Annotated in this window: 17 protein-coding genes; 5 read left to right on the top strand and 12 right to left on the bottom strand. The window is 53.4% G+C overall.

Annotated elements, in window-relative coordinates; all coding sequences use genetic code 11:
• Positions 1-149 precede the first annotated feature (149 nt).
• Positions 150-821: a transcriptional repressor LexA gene (gene lexA / locus HZS81_RS12235; protein WP_179930840.1), complete on the top strand. Its 672-nt coding sequence runs from the start codon at positions 150-152 to the stop codon at positions 819-821.
• A 24-nt stretch (positions 822-845) separates the two neighbouring features.
• Here the strand turns inward: lexA and HZS81_RS12230 are convergent, their stop codons facing one another.
• Positions 846-1,517 carry an energy-coupling factor ABC transporter permease gene (locus HZS81_RS12230; RefSeq protein WP_179930839.1) on the bottom strand — a complete coding sequence of 224 codons (672 nt, stop codon included), beginning with the start codon at positions 1,515-1,517 and terminating at the stop codon, positions 846-848.
• Positions 1,518-1,539: 22 nt separating this feature from the next.
• A complete protein-coding gene (purU, locus tag HZS81_RS12225; RefSeq protein ID WP_179930838.1) occupies positions 1,540-2,409 on the bottom strand; it encodes a formyltetrahydrofolate deformylase in 870 nt (289 codons plus the stop codon).
• A 264-nt stretch (positions 2,410-2,673) separates the two neighbouring features.
• Between purU and HZS81_RS12220 the strand changes: the two genes are divergently transcribed.
• Positions 2,674-4,257 (top strand): ribonuclease J, encoded by a 1,584-nt coding sequence (locus tag HZS81_RS12220; protein WP_179930877.1) that lies wholly within the window; start codon positions 2,674-2,676, stop codon positions 4,255-4,257.
• 19 nt (positions 4,258-4,276) lie between these two features.
• On the opposite strand, the gene moaE is transcribed toward HZS81_RS12220, so the two are convergent.
• The 10 genes from moaE to HZS81_RS12170 all read right to left on the bottom strand — a co-directional run bounded on the left by moaE (position 4,277) and on the right by HZS81_RS12170 (position 12,253).
• Complete coding sequence (gene moaE, locus HZS81_RS12215) at positions 4,277-4,729, bottom strand: molybdopterin synthase catalytic subunit MoaE (RefSeq protein ID WP_179930837.1); 453 nt, start codon at positions 4,727-4,729, stop codon at positions 4,277-4,279.
• Between the two features lies 1 nt (position 4,730).
• Positions 4,731-5,540 carry a cyclic pyranopterin monophosphate synthase MoaC gene (gene moaC / locus HZS81_RS12210; protein WP_179930836.1) on the bottom strand — a complete coding sequence of 270 codons (810 nt, stop codon included), beginning with the start codon at positions 5,538-5,540 and terminating at the stop codon, positions 4,731-4,733.
• 70 nt (positions 5,541-5,610) lie between these two features.
• Positions 5,611-6,189: a molybdopterin-guanine dinucleotide biosynthesis protein B gene (mobB, locus tag HZS81_RS12205; RefSeq protein WP_241697488.1), complete on the bottom strand. Its 579-nt coding sequence runs from the start codon at positions 6,187-6,189 to the stop codon at positions 5,611-5,613.
• A 31-nt stretch (positions 6,190-6,220) separates the two neighbouring features.
• Positions 6,221-7,414, bottom strand: coding sequence for a uracil-xanthine permease family protein (locus HZS81_RS12200; protein ID WP_179930875.1), 1,194 nt, complete (start codon positions 7,412-7,414; stop codon positions 6,221-6,223).
• 161 nt (positions 7,415-7,575) lie between these two features.
• Positions 7,576-8,205: a uracil phosphoribosyltransferase gene (gene upp / locus HZS81_RS12195; RefSeq protein ID WP_179930835.1), complete on the bottom strand. Its 630-nt coding sequence runs from the start codon at positions 8,203-8,205 to the stop codon at positions 7,576-7,578.
• 96 nt (positions 8,206-8,301) lie between these two features.
• A complete protein-coding gene (gene ung, locus HZS81_RS12190) occupies positions 8,302-8,985 on the bottom strand; it encodes a uracil-DNA glycosylase (RefSeq protein WP_179930834.1) in 684 nt (227 codons plus the stop codon).
• 65 nt (positions 8,986-9,050) lie between these two features.
• On the bottom strand, positions 9,051-9,530 hold the full coding sequence (gene gpt / locus HZS81_RS12185; RefSeq protein ID WP_179930833.1) for a xanthine phosphoribosyltransferase: 480 nt from the start codon (positions 9,528-9,530) through the stop codon (positions 9,051-9,053).
• Between the two features lie 7 nt (positions 9,531-9,537).
• A complete protein-coding gene (locus HZS81_RS12180; RefSeq protein ID WP_179930832.1) occupies positions 9,538-10,083 on the bottom strand; it encodes an adenine phosphoribosyltransferase in 546 nt (181 codons plus the stop codon).
• Positions 10,084-10,116: 33 nt separating this feature from the next.
• Entirely contained in the window at positions 10,117-11,415 is a 1,299-nt protein-coding gene (locus HZS81_RS12175; protein WP_179930831.1) for an NCS2 family permease, read from the bottom strand.
• Positions 11,416-11,626: 211 nt separating this feature from the next.
• Complete coding sequence (locus HZS81_RS12170) at positions 11,627-12,253, bottom strand: riboflavin synthase subunit alpha (RefSeq protein ID WP_179930874.1); 627 nt, start codon at positions 12,251-12,253, stop codon at positions 11,627-11,629.
• 483 nt (positions 12,254-12,736) lie between these two features.
• Between HZS81_RS12170 and HZS81_RS12165 the strand changes: the two genes are divergently transcribed.
• From HZS81_RS12165 to HZS81_RS12155, 3 genes are all read left to right on the top strand, one after another.
• Positions 12,737-13,795 carry a methionine ABC transporter ATP-binding protein gene (locus tag HZS81_RS12165; RefSeq protein ID WP_179930830.1) on the top strand — a complete coding sequence of 353 codons (1,059 nt, stop codon included), beginning with the start codon at positions 12,737-12,739 and terminating at the stop codon, positions 13,793-13,795.
• A complete protein-coding gene (locus tag HZS81_RS12160) occupies positions 13,776-14,429 on the top strand; it encodes a methionine ABC transporter permease (RefSeq protein ID WP_179930829.1) in 654 nt (217 codons plus the stop codon). Before HZS81_RS12165 ends, HZS81_RS12160 begins: the two co-directional genes overlap by 20 nt.
• Before the next feature lie 83 nt (positions 14,430-14,512).
• Positions 14,513-15,304 carry a MetQ/NlpA family ABC transporter substrate-binding protein gene (locus tag HZS81_RS12155; protein WP_179930828.1) on the top strand — a complete coding sequence of 264 codons (792 nt, stop codon included), beginning with the start codon at positions 14,513-14,515 and terminating at the stop codon, positions 15,302-15,304.
• The last annotated feature ends 27 nt before the right edge of the window (positions 15,305-15,331 follow it).

The following is a 15,331-nucleotide window of genomic DNA, read 5'->3' as shown; positions in this document are numbered from 1 at the left end:
CAGCCATACCAGAAAAATGAGGAAAAATGCACATAACGGTTGTACTGGACAGAGCGACATACTGTATACTTAATCACACAAAACCACTTTGCGTTATTGACGTAGTAGTACCATCGAGATGTCAAAACGTGCATAAATAGGAGCTTGCGATGTCACGGCCTTTAACAGCTCGTCAGCAAAATGTTTACGACTTTATTGTCAAAACCATGGGCGAGTACGGTTACCCGCCGACGCGCGCCGAAATTGCTAAAGCACTTGGGTTTCGCTCCCCAAACGCAGCCGAAGAGCACTTGCGCGCACTAGAGCGAAAAGGTGCCATTCGCATTATCCGCAACACCTCTCGTGGCATCCGCTTACCCGCGCAAGAGACCATCGAAGGACAAGAGTTCTCTAACGAGAGTACTGCTGAGGGCACAGCGCCCAACGGCTTGCCGGTCATTGGCGAAGTCGCAGCGGGAAGCCCCGTTTTAGCCGCCGAACACATTGACCGCTACTGCCCGCTACCGCCTGAATACTTCACGCCGAAAGCCGATTATTTATTGCGCGTGCGCGGGCTCTCGATGAAAGATGTGGGAATTTTAGAGGGCGACCTGCTAGCGGTCCATCGCACCGAGCGCGTGCGCGATGGTCAAATCGTTGTCGCTCGTATTGAAGACGAAGTCACTGTTAAGCGCTTTAAGCGCCAAGGACACAACGTTCAGTTGATCGCGGAAAACGCAGAGTTTGATCCGATTGTGATAGACCTGCGCACTCAAGCGCTAGAGATTGAAGGCGTTGGCGTTGGCGTAATTCGTGGTGGTAATGGTCAAGCCCTTGGGTAGAGTAGAATGCTCTAAGCTAAAGAGTTATTGCATATCGATATAACGGTGGTCATTGAATGTGGCCACCCAGCTGGGGTAATAAACCATCAACACGCTTAACAGCATCCCCGTAATAAAGGCTTCAGACGGCATCAGTAAAGGCAAAAAGCGCGCATACTCTTGCGCCAAATGAATAGCTTCGGGATCAGTACCCGCAGCGACAATCAGCCCAACGGCCGTCAAGCCGCCCCCCAGTGTCGCAAGAGCCGAACCAAAAAAACCGCACACAAACAAAAAAATCATTAGGTTATCGGGCAGCTTACGATCCACAAGACGCCAGATAATGCCCACCACCAACGCCGGCATAATGCCGGTGACGAGCACATTCGCGCCAAGCAGTGCCCACTCATTGCGACCAATCACCACCATCGCCACGTTAATCATCACATTACTGATCAGCGCAAGCGGTGCTTTAAAAACCAGTGTCATCAATGCCGTGAAGACCAAGTGCAGCGTCAGCCAGTCAACGGCTTGAGCGCGCAGCTGCCACATCAACACGACCGCTAAGGTAGCGGCCAGCCAGCGATGCTGCAGCGCGGTATCCTCGAGTAAGGATTGCCACGGCTTCAGCGCCATGACACACACCAGCACGGCCAGCGAAATAGCGCCACATAACCATAATGCCCAAGGAGCCAGCACACTTTCCGCGAATGACATAGCCACCTCAGCCGTCGATGAATTAGCTAAACACCACTGTCTTGTTACCGTGAATAATCACGCGGTCTTCCAAATGCCAACGCAACCCACGCGCCAGCACAGCTTTTTCTACATCACGCCCAAAGCGCACAAGATCCGTCGGCGTGTGGCAGTGACTCACGCGGTGAATATCTTGTTCGATAATCGGCCCGGCATCGAGCTCTTCGGTCACGTAATGGCAAGTAGCGCCAATGAGCTTCACACCGCGTTCATATGCTTGGTGGTAAGGCTTCGCTCCCGCAAACGAGGGTAAAAAACTGTGGTGAATATTGATCACACGCCCCCGATAGCGCTGGCACAGTGCTGGCGGCAAAATCTGCATATAACGCGCTAGCACCACGCAGTCAGTATCAAGAGTTTCTATTTGCGCTTCGACGGCATCAAATGCCGGCTGCTTATCCTGCGGGTCAACGGGGATATGGTAATACGGAATACCATACCACTCGGTAAGCGCGCACATATCGCTGTGGTTTGAAATAACGCCCACAATGTCACACGCCAATTCGCCCGCCTGCCAACGGTAAAGAAGGTCCACTAAGCAATGGGATTCCTTGGAAACCATCAGTACGACACGCGGAAGGCGCTTCGTATCGGTCAGCGCCCATTGCATGTTGAACGCTTGCGCTATTGGGGCAAAGCCCTCGCGCAACGCCTGCGCTGTAATACCAAGCGACTCCGCCAGAATTTCGTAGCGCATGAAAAAGCGCCCGGTTTCTAAGTCAGAATGCTGGCTTGCCTCGGTAATAGAACCGCCCTGCTGGGCGATAAAGCTAGATACACGAGCTACAATTCCGACCTGATCGGGACAAGAAACCACCAGGCGATAATAGTGAGACTGAGGAACATTAGACATAGGTAAGTGTACTCTATCAACCGAATCTAACCGCCAAGCGGCGAAAAACAACTATGGTAACAACGCAAAAAACACCCGGCACTGCACACCGCAACAGGCGCCATGAGTGACAAGTACGATTGTGACACGCCCCTGCAATCCCGTATAGTAAAGGCCCAACTTTCAAGGCTTTTCATCAACATGCAAGCACCGCGCGTACTCATTCGCCCTCGCCGCCGTCGCCCCTTGCGCTTACTGCCGCTAGGGGGGTGTGGTGAAGTGGGGATGAATTTCACGCTGTATGGTTTCGCGGAGCATTGGATCGCCGTCGACTGCGGCATGATGATACGCCAGGACTTGCCCAATACCCCACTGCAAGTCCCTAATCTTGATACGCTGACAACGCTTGATATTTCCCCAGCCGCACTATTTATCACCCACGGGCACGAAGATCATATCGGCGCGGTGGCTTGGCTGTGGCCCCATTGGCAATGTCCGATTTACGCCACGCCATTAGCCGCTGGGCTATTGCGGCTCAAATTTGCCGAGCACGGCCTAAAACACGATGCCATTAAGGTTATCGAGCCCGGAGAAGCGCTAACCTCAGGCCCTTTCACGCTGCGTTACTTAGCGCTAACCCACTCTATCCCAGAGAGCTGCGCGCTTGTCATGCAAGCCGGCGACTACCGGATACTGCACACCGGTGATTGGAAGCTCGATGCCGAGCCACTGGTAGGCAAGCCGATCGATGCCGCTCAATTTCGCGCTCTCGCTCCGATTGATCTCGTCGTAGGTGACTCCACCAATGCCCCTATGCCAGGTCATTCAGGCAGTGAGGGCGATGTTGGCCGTGCTTTGGCCAAAACGCTTGCTACCTGCAAAGGCCGTGTCGTGGTGTCGTGCTTTGCCAGCAATGTAGCGCGTATTGTCGCCATCGCCCGCGCAGCGCAACGCTGCGGGCGAAGGATCAGCTTGATGGGGCGTTCAATGGAGCGCATGGTAACGGTGGCACGTGGATTAGGCTACTTAGACGAGCTGCCTCCGCTGGTACCCGCACACGACTTGGGTTATTTGCCGCCGGAAGAGATCGTGATTATTGCCACCGGCAGTCAAGGCGAACCACGCGCGGCTCTTCAACGCTTAGCGCAAGGTCGACACCCGTTTGTCGACCTGGAGCCGGGCGATAATATCATTTTCTCAGCAAAGGCCATCCCCGGTAACGAACGCCCTATCGAGCGACTGAAAAAACGTTTCGTTCAACTCGGTGTTACGGTATTTGATGAATTCAACCACCCTGAACTTCACGCCACCGGGCACCCGGCCCACGATGAACTATGCACGCTCTATCGCTGGGTAAAGCCCAAGCATTTGCTACCGGTGCACGGTGAAGCCCGCCACCAGCAGGCTCACCAAGCTATCGCAGAGTCCCTGGGAATTGAAGCGCCATTAGCCCCGATTAACGGCGATATGCTGATATTTGATAGCCATGGGCTGCGATGCGAAGCGCGCTATCCGCAGCCACCCTGTATTGTGGATCAAAACAGTGTTACGCCCCACCCTGGGCTTGAAGCGCCCAGCCATAGCTCGCGACGTGGCAGCCTCTACCTCGCCTTACCCGTTACTGCGAGTGACACGGGCTGGTGGCGCATCGGTCGTTTGATGTTGGATAACGCCGGCGCCAGCCCACTAGATGAAGACAGCTTTAGCGATTGGCTCGACGAGCAGCTAGACGAGATCCACGCGGATACGCTGGCGGAGCTCCGCCAAGCCTTGCAACCTCGTCTGATTGCGTGGCTCGCGGAGCATATGCAGCATTTGCCTGAAGTGCATTTACAAATCATGGCCGCCGAGATGCCTGAGTCACCTTGATGCTTAACTTGCGTTTCAATCACCAGCGCGAGGCATCGTGTTGATCGGTATCGCGCTCTTTCACCCAATAGTCGCCTTTTTGAGCGTGCTCTTTTTTCCAAAACGGCGCCTGGGTTTTAAGGTAATCCATAATAAAGTCACAGGCTTCAAAGGCATCACGACGGTGTACACTTGCCACGGACACCCGCACGATAGGGTCGCCCGGCGCCATGTAGCCGATGCGGTGAATGATACGCACGCCCTGAAGCGACCAGCGCTGCCAAGCTTGTTCACTAATGTCTTCTAGCGTGCGCTCGGTCATGCCCGGGTAGTGCTCAAGCGTTAAGCCGGTTACCTCGGGCGACTCGTTAAAGTCACGCACCAACCCCGTAAAACTCACCACGGCGCCCACATCGGTTCGCTGAGCGAGCAAATCTTCATAGCCATAGGCCATATCGAACGGGGCCAACTGTACCTTCACGCCAATATTCATCTTACCCCCCGGTGACAGGTGGAAAGAACGCCACTTCGTCATCGTCGGTTACCGGTGCATTGTCGTTGGCCATCACCTGATTAACGGCACACAACGCACGGCGATCACTCAACGCGGCAAAGATATCGCTGCGCTTTGCGAGTGCCACTTTAAGCCCACCAACGTCGCGCGACTCCATCTCATCTAAGTTGATGATGGCTTCGCTCTCACCCAGCCGCTCGCGTAATTCGGCAAGAAACTTCACGCGGACACATGGCGAGGCACAGCGCTCACCTATACTGACTTCACCAGCGGCGCCGGTACCGGTCACAATGGGGGGCACATTTTCATAACCGCTGCCGTCGCGCTGGTAGTCACCGCTCTTACCACCTCGCTTACTCTCAAGCTGAACGGCGTCGATGCGCATCGTTTTGTCCACCGCCTTGCACATATCATAAAGCGTTAGGCATGCGACCGAGACCGCCGTCAGCGCCTCCATCTCAACGCCGGTTTGCCCACTTAGCCGGCACATCGCCTCAACGTGAACACACTCATATTGCTCGTCGATGTCAAAATCGAGCGCCACTTTTGACAGCGAAAGCGAATGGCACAAAGGGATCAGTTCATGGGTTCGCTTCGCGGCCTGAATACCTGCAATGCGTGCTGTCGCAATCACATCACCCTTAGGCAACGCGCCGTCCACCAATAGCTTGAGCGTTTGTGGCTGCATCATAATGCGCCCTGTTGCCACGGCCTCACGGCGCGTTGCTTGTTTGTCGCCCACATCCACCATATTGGCTTCACCACGGGCGTTAAGATGCGTCAGCTGCATGTAAATCACCTTAAATCACTTTAGCGGATAGGATACCAAGTCAGACGAGCGCTCGGCACCACCACGTCTGTTAAGCATTCACCTCACGTGTTGCCAGCGTCCACTGCCTCACCCACTGGGCAATTGCGTGAATATCATCAATATCTAGCCGGGTGACATCTGGCCTTAACGGGCGCTCATATTCCACTTTAAGCGCCGCCGCGCGCGCCCACGCATCATCCAAAATCGCGGGGTCTCCAACCCCCTCACGGTAGAGGACCAACTTTGCCAACGGCCAGGCTTTAAAGCCTTCAACAATCACCAAATCGGGCGCATGCGGCACCATCAAACCAAGGAGGTAATTAAGATCGGGCTCCTGGTGCTCAGGGGTTTCCTGCATCAAAGCAAAGCGCTGATGTGAGGCAACCAGCATAGGCGATGCCCCTGCCTGGCGAAGCTCATAGCTATCTTTACCCGGCTTATCGACATCAAAGCTGTGGTGCGCGTGTTTAACGACGCCCACGTGAAGGCCGAAATCGCGCAGCATCGGCATTAGCTGTGTGAGCAGCGTGGTTTTACCGGTACCGCTCCAGGCAGCAACGCTTAGCACAGGAAAAGGCATCGGCGTCACAGGGGCGATATGGGCGAATGACGAAGGCGTTGACGGCATTGCGGCGTGCTCCTTTTATTTCGTAAACGGGTTACGCATCTTCACTGGCACCCGGCAACACCCAATTCAGCACAATACCCACTAGCGCCGCAAGACTTACGCCTTGAAGCGTGAATTGACCACTGCCGAACTGCATACCGCCGATACCAAAAACAAGTATTAGCGACACGACCACTAGATTACGGGGAGCTGTCAATGAATGCCCCGCGCGCACCAGCGTGTTCATCCCCACAACGGCAATCGAACCAAAGAGCAACGTCATAATACCGCCCATCACAGGACCGGGAATGGTCTGTAAAAGAGCCCCTAGCTTAGCAACGAAAGCCAGAAGGATAGCTATCACCGCTGCTACGATCATGTACATCGGGTTAAAAGCACGTGTTAGCGTCACCGCGCCGGTCACTTCCGAATAGGTCGTGTTGGGAGGACCACCAAAGAGAGCCGCCAAGGTCGTCGCTAAGCCATCGCCTAAAAGCGTGCGGTGCAGCCCCGGTTTTTCAAGATAGTTATTACGCGTGACCGAACCAATCGCGACCATATCACCAATGTGCTCTACCGCCGGCGCAATAGCGACAGGAATCATGAACAAAATTGCGGCCCAATGAAACTCGGGGGCGGTAAAACTGGGTAAAGCGATCCAGCTTGCCTCAACCACCGGTGAAAAATCGACCACGCCCATTAAAAGTGCCAGCACATAACCGGTCACGATACCGCCAATAATGGGCACCAAACGAAGCAATCCGCGCCCAAAAACGGCGAGCACCAGGGTCACCAAAAGGCTTGCCATCGACAGCACAATCGCCTTGGTATAGTTGATACTATCGCTCGTTTCGCCGGTGGCCATATCCACCGCTACCGGCGCTAGCGCCAACCCAATCACCATAATCACCGGGCCCACCACCACGGCTGGCAGCAACCGGTGTAACCATACCGTGCCTTTGAGTCGCACCGCTTGGGATATCACCACATAGACCAAACCCGCTGCCATCAAACCGCCTAGGGTGGCGGGAATACCAAAGTTAGCAATGGAGCCTTGGATGGGGGCAATAAACGCAAATGAAGAGGCCAAAAATACGGGCACGCTTTGCTTGGTGACGGCATGAAAGACTAACGTGCCTGCCCCGGCGGTAAACAATGCCACACTTGGGTCGAGCCCAGTAAGTAGTGGCACCAGCACCAACGCGCCGAAGGCAACAAAGAGCATCTGAGTTCCCGTCAGTAGCATTTTGAGCCATGAATCAGTTTGCGCAGTTGTATCTGTCACTCTGGCCTCCTTAATATCCAACAAAATAAATTTCACGCTGCCCTATATGCTTCATGTTTATCACCAGGGCAAAAAAATGCCCCCAACGCGCAGGGCGTAAGGGGCCGTTAGTCTAGGGACGCTTATCGCGTACCAAAAATTTTATCGCCGGCGTCGCCGAGTCCGGGAACGATATAGCCGTTCTCGTCTAGCCTTTCGTCGATGGACGCCGTGTAAATCTCAATATCCGGATAGGCTTCTTGTACACGCTTAATGCCTTCGGGCGCTGCGACAAGGACGATCACTTTCATGCTTTCGCAGCCGCGCTCGCGCAGCATATCAAGGGTTGCCACCATGGAGCCGCCCGTGGCGAGCATCGGGTCGATCACAATGGCCATACGCTCTTCGATATCATTGGCAAACTTGGCAAAGTAAGGTACCGGCTGCAGCGTTTCTTCATCACGGTATAAGCCCACTACGCTAACACGCGCACTGGGAATTAAATCCGTCACGCCTTCCAGCATGCCCAAGCCAGCGCGCAAAATCGGCACGACGGTGACTTTTTTGCCTTTAAGTCGGCGTGTGGCAATCGGCTCTCCGTTCCAGCCTTCAATATCGTGGTCTTCAAGCTCTAGCCCTTGAGTGGCTTCATAAGTAAGAAGCTTTGCCACTTCACCGGCTAACTCACGAAAGCTTTTGGTGCTGATATCCGCTTCGCGCATCAGCCCCAGCTTATGCTGCACAAGCGGATGATTAATGGCATGAACACTCATGGGACTTCCTCACTGCAGGCATTTGATTCAACGACGTTCGTCGTCTCGACGGGCATACAAAATTGCGCGCCATTCTACGCGCAACCAGTCTTGAGGTTAAGGGGTTTCCGGCAATTGCCAATCAATCGGCGTTCGTCCTTGAGATTGAAGAAAGTCATTCGCCTGGGAAAAGTGGCGCGAGCCAAAAAAACCGCGGTGGGCGGAAAGCGGCGAAGGATGAGGCGCTTCAAGCACCAAATGTTGCTGACGATCGATCAATTGCTTCTTCTGCCGTGCATGGCCTCCCCACAGCAAAAAAACGCAAGGAGGCGATTTTTCACTGACCGTCTCAATCACACGGTCGGTGAACGGCTCCCAGCCTTTGCCTCGGTGCGATGCCGCGTTGCCCTGTTCAACCGTTAATGCCGTATTGAGAAGCAATACGCCCTGCTTGGCCCAGGCCTCCAAATAGCCGTGCTTGACCGGCGTAAACCCGATATCAGAGGCGAGCTCTTTGTAGACATTGGTAAGCGACGGCGGTACGGGTACACCCGGTTGCACGGAAAAGCAAAGCCCATGCGCCTGGTTCGGGCCGTGGTAAGGATCTTGACCCAAAATAACGACCTTGACTTCATCAAGCGGTGTCAGTTCAAAGGCGCGAAACCAGTTCGATGAGTGTGGGTATACCACCTTTTTTGCCGCTTTCTCGTCCGCGAGAAATTGCTTGAGCGAGTGCATATACTCAGCATGAAACTCGCTTTCTAAGGCTCTTCCCCACTCACCCGGTAACGGATTCGCCATCTCCCCACCTCTTTATTGCTTCACACATTTTATTGTTTCAGACATTAATGTTAATGCTTCAAACGTTACTTTCTGACTTGATCGACGAGCGGCTCTACATAGGCCACACCCATATCCCAGGGAAACTGGATCCAGCACTGCTGGGCCACTTCCGTGAGGTATTGGTCAACAAGCGGGCGCCCTTCTGGTTTAGCGTAAATCGTGACGAAGTGCGCTTTAGGCAGCATTTCTCTGACCGCCTTGGCCGTTTTCCCGGTATCCACCAAGTCATCAACGAGAAGCCAGCCATCGCCATCATGGTCAACCCCTTTCAGGACATCCAGCCCACCTTGATCCATGTGGTCATAGCTTTTGATGCAGACGGTATCGATCAGGCGCACGTTAAGCTCTCGGGCAATCAACGCCGCCGGAATGAGTCCGCCGCGTGTAATTGCCACGATGCCTTTAAAATCACGCTCAATTAACTGATGACACAGCTGACGCACATCGCGATGCAGCTGATCCCAGGAGACCGTAAAATGTTGGTGATAACGGTGAGTACTCATAAAGGCGTTACTCGTCTTCGGTGAAGGAACAAACCGCGAACACACCAAAGCCTGCATCGCGAATTTTCTGCGACCCACCCAGTTCAGGTAGATCGATAATGGTGGCCGTTTCAACCACATGGCCACCGCTACGCTGAATCAGATTAGCCGCTGCCAGCATAGTGCCGCCGGTAGCGATCAAGTCATCCATCAGAAGAATACGGTCATCTTTCTGAAAAGCATCGGAGTGCAGCTCAACTTCAGAATGACCGTACTCAAGGGTGTAGGTTTCACTAATGGTTTGAAAAGGCAGCTTACCCTTCTTACGTACGGGCACAAAACTACAGCCAAGCTCGTAAGCCAAAGGCGCACCAATGATAAAACCTCGCGCGTCAATGGACGCGATGGCATCTAAGTTCATCTCTTGATAGCGGTGCACAAAGCTATCGATCAGCTTGCGAAAGGCGGCACTGTTTTGTAGTAACGGGGTAATATCGCGAAAATTTACCCCCGGTTCAGGCCAGTCCGGCACCGTGCGGATAACGGACTTAATATAGTCGCCATAGATGCTCATCGCGTCTCTCGTTTCGTCGGAAAGTGTCGAGGTTTAGTCTAAAAAGAAGAATTTAGCCACGAACAGCAGCGCCAATAACACCACTGCAATATTTAAATCTTTAAAGCGACCCGATAGCGTTTTAATCGCCACGTAGCTAATAAAGCCCAGCGCGATACCTTCTGCGATAGAAAACGTCAGCGGCATGGCTAATGCGGCAATTAAGACGGGTGCGGCTTCCGTTGCGTCATCCCAGTCAGCGTGCGCAAGGCTGCCTGCCATCAATACCGCCACGTAAAGCAGTGCCCCGGCGGTCGCATAAGCGGGAATGGAGCCAGCCAAGGGGGCAAAAAAGAGACTAAGCAAAAACAGTACACCCACGACCACGGCGGTCAAACCGGTACGCCCGCCAGCCGCAATACCGGCGGTGGATTCAATGTAACTGGTGGTGGTCGAGGTACCCAGGGCCGCGCCTGCCATTGATGCTGTGCTATCTGCCATCATCGCGCGGCCTACCCGGGGCAATTTACCGTCTTTATCCAGTAGTTTGCCCCGCTGGGCGACACCGACCAGCGTGCCGGAGGTATCGAAAAGATCGACAAACAGAAAAGCAAAAATCACGCTCAGCATGGCGACATCAAGCGCGGCCATGACATCCATTTGCATCAGCGTGGGCGCAATAGACGGCGGCATCGACATAAGGCCACCGTACTCATTGTGCCCGAGCACCATGGCGACCACCGTAACGCCCAAAATACCAATCATCACCGCGCCGGTTACATTCAAATACGAGAGGGCCGTGATAACAAAAAAGCCCACCAGCGCATAAATCGCCGATGGCTCAGAAAGGTCTCCAAGGGCGACATAAGTCGCCGGGTTTGACACCACGATACCGGCATTTTTAAGCGCCACCATGGCCAGGAAAAGACCAATACCCGCAGCAATACCCAAACGCAGCGATAGCGGAATCGAGTTGATAATCCACTCGCGAATCTTAAATATACTCAGCAAAAAGAAACAGAAGCCCGACAAGAAGACCGCCCCTAGGGCCGCTTCCCAAGCATACCCCATACCTAAAACAACACCATAGGTAAAGAAGGCGTTTAGCCCCATACCCGGCGCCTGCGCGATTGGGTAATTAGCCCAAATCCCCATTACCAAACAGCCAATTGCAGCAGCCACACAGGTCGCCACAAAAACCGCGCCATAATCCATCCCCGCCTCAGAGAGAATGCTGGGGTTAACGAAAATGATATAGGCCATCGTCAGGAACGTTGTAATCCCGGCGATTACCTCAGTTTTCACGTTCGTTTTGTGCTCAGAGAGCTTGAAATGTTGCTCAAGAAATTTCATAGAGTTTTTCTATCCTTCACGCCAACGCGTAGAGTCCCTGAGTGTAAGAAAAGCCGCACATGTTAACGAAAGGCACTTGTTATCGAAAGACAATTCGCGATACAAGCGCCAACAAAATGCAGCCGAGCATCTTGGGCATTTGCCCACCTATAGTGACTAGCAAACTTTAGGCCAAAAGCTAACCAATCGGTCAACAAACCCAAAATCTCACCTACACGCGGCTCGCTAAGACACGCTCCACCGTCTCGACAATAACCTGGGTTTGCGGGTCAATCTCGATATTGACCTCATCTCCAAGGGACCGCTCGTTTAACACCGTGCGCAACAGCGTCTCGGGTATGAGATTCACGCTGAATTCCACTCCCTCATTCTCATCCGCGCGGCGTACATCGGCCACGGTCAGGCTAATACCGTCCACCCCGATATACCCTTTCTCAAATACAAATCGACTGACTTTTTTAGGCAGCGCAAACCACAGGCGACGATTATTCGGCGCTTCTTCGATCTCAACCAGCTTCGCTTTGCAGATCACATGGCCTGACATGGCATGCCCGCCAATTTCATCGCCGAAACGCGCGGCACGCTCAATATTGACGCATTGCCCAGGCGCAATTGCACCAAGATTGGTCAATCGCAGCGTTTCACGCATCAAGTCAAAGCTTACGTTGTCGTCATCAATCGCCGTTACGGTCAGACAAACACCGTTGTGGGCAACAGACGCCCCAATCTCAAGCCCATCCCGCATGTGGGCAGGCATTTCCACCACGTGCGTACGAAAGGCATCGAGTTCGCGTACCGCAACAACAACGGCAGTACCCTGGACAATCCCGGTAAACATCGCTTCCCCCTGGACACGGTTTTCAATCAACACGGTTTATCGCCAAACGCTTGGCCGTAAGTCGGTGACATTGTGCCACTTTTAGACTGAGTTCACCCCTTCCACAACACGGGCAAAGTGAAATTTCCCATACAACGCTTTAGGTAACGTACTTCAACACTAAATGTGCCCAACAAAAACACCTAAAAAAGTAAATAAATCTACAATATGACCTGATCATAAAAAATAGCGCTAAGTCCATTTGACAGCGCCCTGCCAGATCTTTAGACTTTCGCCGCAAATGTAAAGACGCCGATTTGAACCCAGATTGCGGGCGTCACCCCAGCTACTCGCCGGGTAAAATGCAGCTAAAAGGGTGTGTCCAGCGTTAATGGCCACCCGTTTAGGGTGGCCTTTTTTTGTTTCCCGCCCTACGCTTGCCCCTCGCACTCTATTGTCGGCCTAACTTTACGTCTTTGGCCTCACATAAGGCAGACGCGACCCATGATCGAACTTAAAAACGTCAGTAAAACTTACTTTAGTAAAGCTAATGGCAGTGACACAGGCGCTGTGCACGCGTTAAAAAACGCAGACTTATACATCCCTAAAGGGACTATTCATGGCGTCATTGGCCTGTCGGGCGCAGGTAAATCAACACTGATACGCTGCGTAAACCTTTTGGAGCGCCCGACAGAAGGTAGCGTCACGGTTAATGGCCAAGAAATGACGCGCCTGAATGCCCAAGAACTAAACCGTGCTCGCCACCGTATTGGCATGATTTTTCAGCACTTTAACCTGCTCACAACGCGCAATGTGTTTGATAATATCGCCCTACCGCTGGAATTGATGGGGCGCTCTAAAAAAGCAATTCGCGAGCGCGTTCTTCCGCTTTTAGAGCTTGTCGGGCTTAGCGACAAGACCCATCAGTTTCCCGCTCAGCTCTCCGGTGGGCAAAAGCAGCGCGTCGCGATTGCCCGGGCGCTGGCCAGCGAACCCGCGGTATTGCTCTGCGATGAGGCGACATCAGCGCTAGACCCGCAAACAACCGGCTCCATTCTTGAGCTACTGCGCGATATCAACCATACGCTTGGCATTACCATTTTGTTGATCACGCATGAAATGGAAGTGGTTAAATCTATCTGCCATCGCGTCAGCTTGATTTCTGACGGCGAGCTGGTGGAGGACGCCGTCGTCGGCGATTTCTTCACCTCGCCTCGCACCCAGCTAGGGCGTGAATTCTTAAATGACTTCCTGCAGCTAGCGCCGCCGAAAGAGCTAGTGAATCGTTTGCAAGAAAACCCGGGCGATGCCACCCACCCGATCGTGCGGCTCACGTTTTCCGGCGATGCCGTCTCAACTCCGCTGATTTCTCAGCTCGCGCGGGAGTGCGGCGTCGATGTCAGTATTCTTCAAGCCAAAGTGGAGTCCATCCAGGAACGCACCTTAGGCTTGATGATCGCCGAACTACTCGGAACGCCAGAACAAACCCAGCAAGCCATGCATTTTCTTGAATCTCACCAGCTACAAATAGAGGTATTGGGTCATGTCCAGCGCGATGATTGATCTTATTCTGCAGGCAACGCTGGATACGCTCTATATGGTAGGAGTATCCGGCCTTATTTCAACACTGCTCGGCGTACCGCTCGGAGTAATGCTCTACGTGACGCGTCCACGGCAAATTTTGTCCATGCCGATACTCAATCAGGTGCTCGGGATTGTAACCAATATCGGCCGTTCAATTCCGTTTATCATTCTGATGGTGGCGCTCATCCCCTTTACGCGCATGTTAGTGGGTACCTCCATCGGGATTAACGCCGCTTCAGTGCCACTGACCATAGCCGCTATCCCTTTTGTCGCGCGGCTAGTAGAAGGCGCGCTCAACGAGCTATCACCGGGGCTCATCGAGGCCGCACAAGCCATGGGCGCCACGCCCTGGCAGATTATTCGTAAGGTGCTACTACCTGAAGCACGCGGCGGCATTATTACCGGGTTGACCATCACGCTGGTAACGCTTGTGAGCTACTCGGCCATGGCCGGCGCAGTCGGCGGTGGCGGGCTCGGGGACCTAGGTATTCGATACGGCTATAACCGCTTCAACCCTACTATCATGCTTATCACCGTGGTCATTTTGGTGGTCATGGTACAAGGCTTCCAAAGCCTAGGCGACTATTTAGTGCGCAAAAGTGATCGTAAGTAGCCATCACCATTATAATCAAAAAGAATTAGACATCGTTTTTTTATTACCCCAAAATAGTATTTACACGGAAACAGGAGACCTATATGAAAAAGCTTTTAATTAGCGGTTTATCCGCTCTCGCCCTGGCCGGCAACGTCGCGAATGCGGACTCTCACAGCATTAAAGTGGGCACTGTGGCAGGCCCAGAAACCGATGTCATGCAGGTCGCGGCGGGCATTGCTGAGGACGAGCATGGCCTGACGGTTGAAATCATTGAGTTTACTGACTATGTCACGCCCAATGCTGCTCTGGCAGATGGCAGCTTAGATGCCAACGCCTACCAGCACGAACCGTACATGCAAGCCATGGTGAATGATCGTGGCTACGACTTTGCCGTTGCTGGCTACACCTTTGTGTACCCGATTGGCGCCTATTCAGAAAAATACGAGAGCATTGATGAGCTGCCGGAGGGCGCCCAGATTGCCCTTCCCAATGATCCGTCTAACGAAGGGCGTGCGTTAATCTTGATGCACAACCACGACTTGATCACGCTCAACGACCCGGAAAACTTGGAAGCGACCCCTATCGACATCACTGAAAATCCGCATGATTTTCGTTTCCGCGAAATTGAAGCGGCTCAGCTGCCCCGCGTACTGCCAGATGTCGACCTAGCATTCATCAATAACACCTTTGCTCAGCCGGCGGGGCTAAGCCTCGACGACGCCTTGATCAAAGAAGGCCCCGAGTCGCCCTATGTCAACCTGATTGTGGTACGTGAAGGTGACGAGGATCGCGAAGCGATTCGTCAGCTGGTCGACGCCTATCAAAGCGAAGCGGTTATAGAAAAAGCTGAAGAGCTGTTTGATGGCGCGGCCGTCCCTGGCTGGACCGAATAAGCGCAAAGCACTTCGACTTCAAGAACG

The organism is Vreelandella salicampi (assembly GCF_013415105.1).
GTDB lineage: Bacteria > Pseudomonadota > Gammaproteobacteria > Pseudomonadales > Halomonadaceae > Vreelandella > Vreelandella salicampi.
This window is presented reverse-complemented; position numbering and strand designations above follow the sequence as displayed.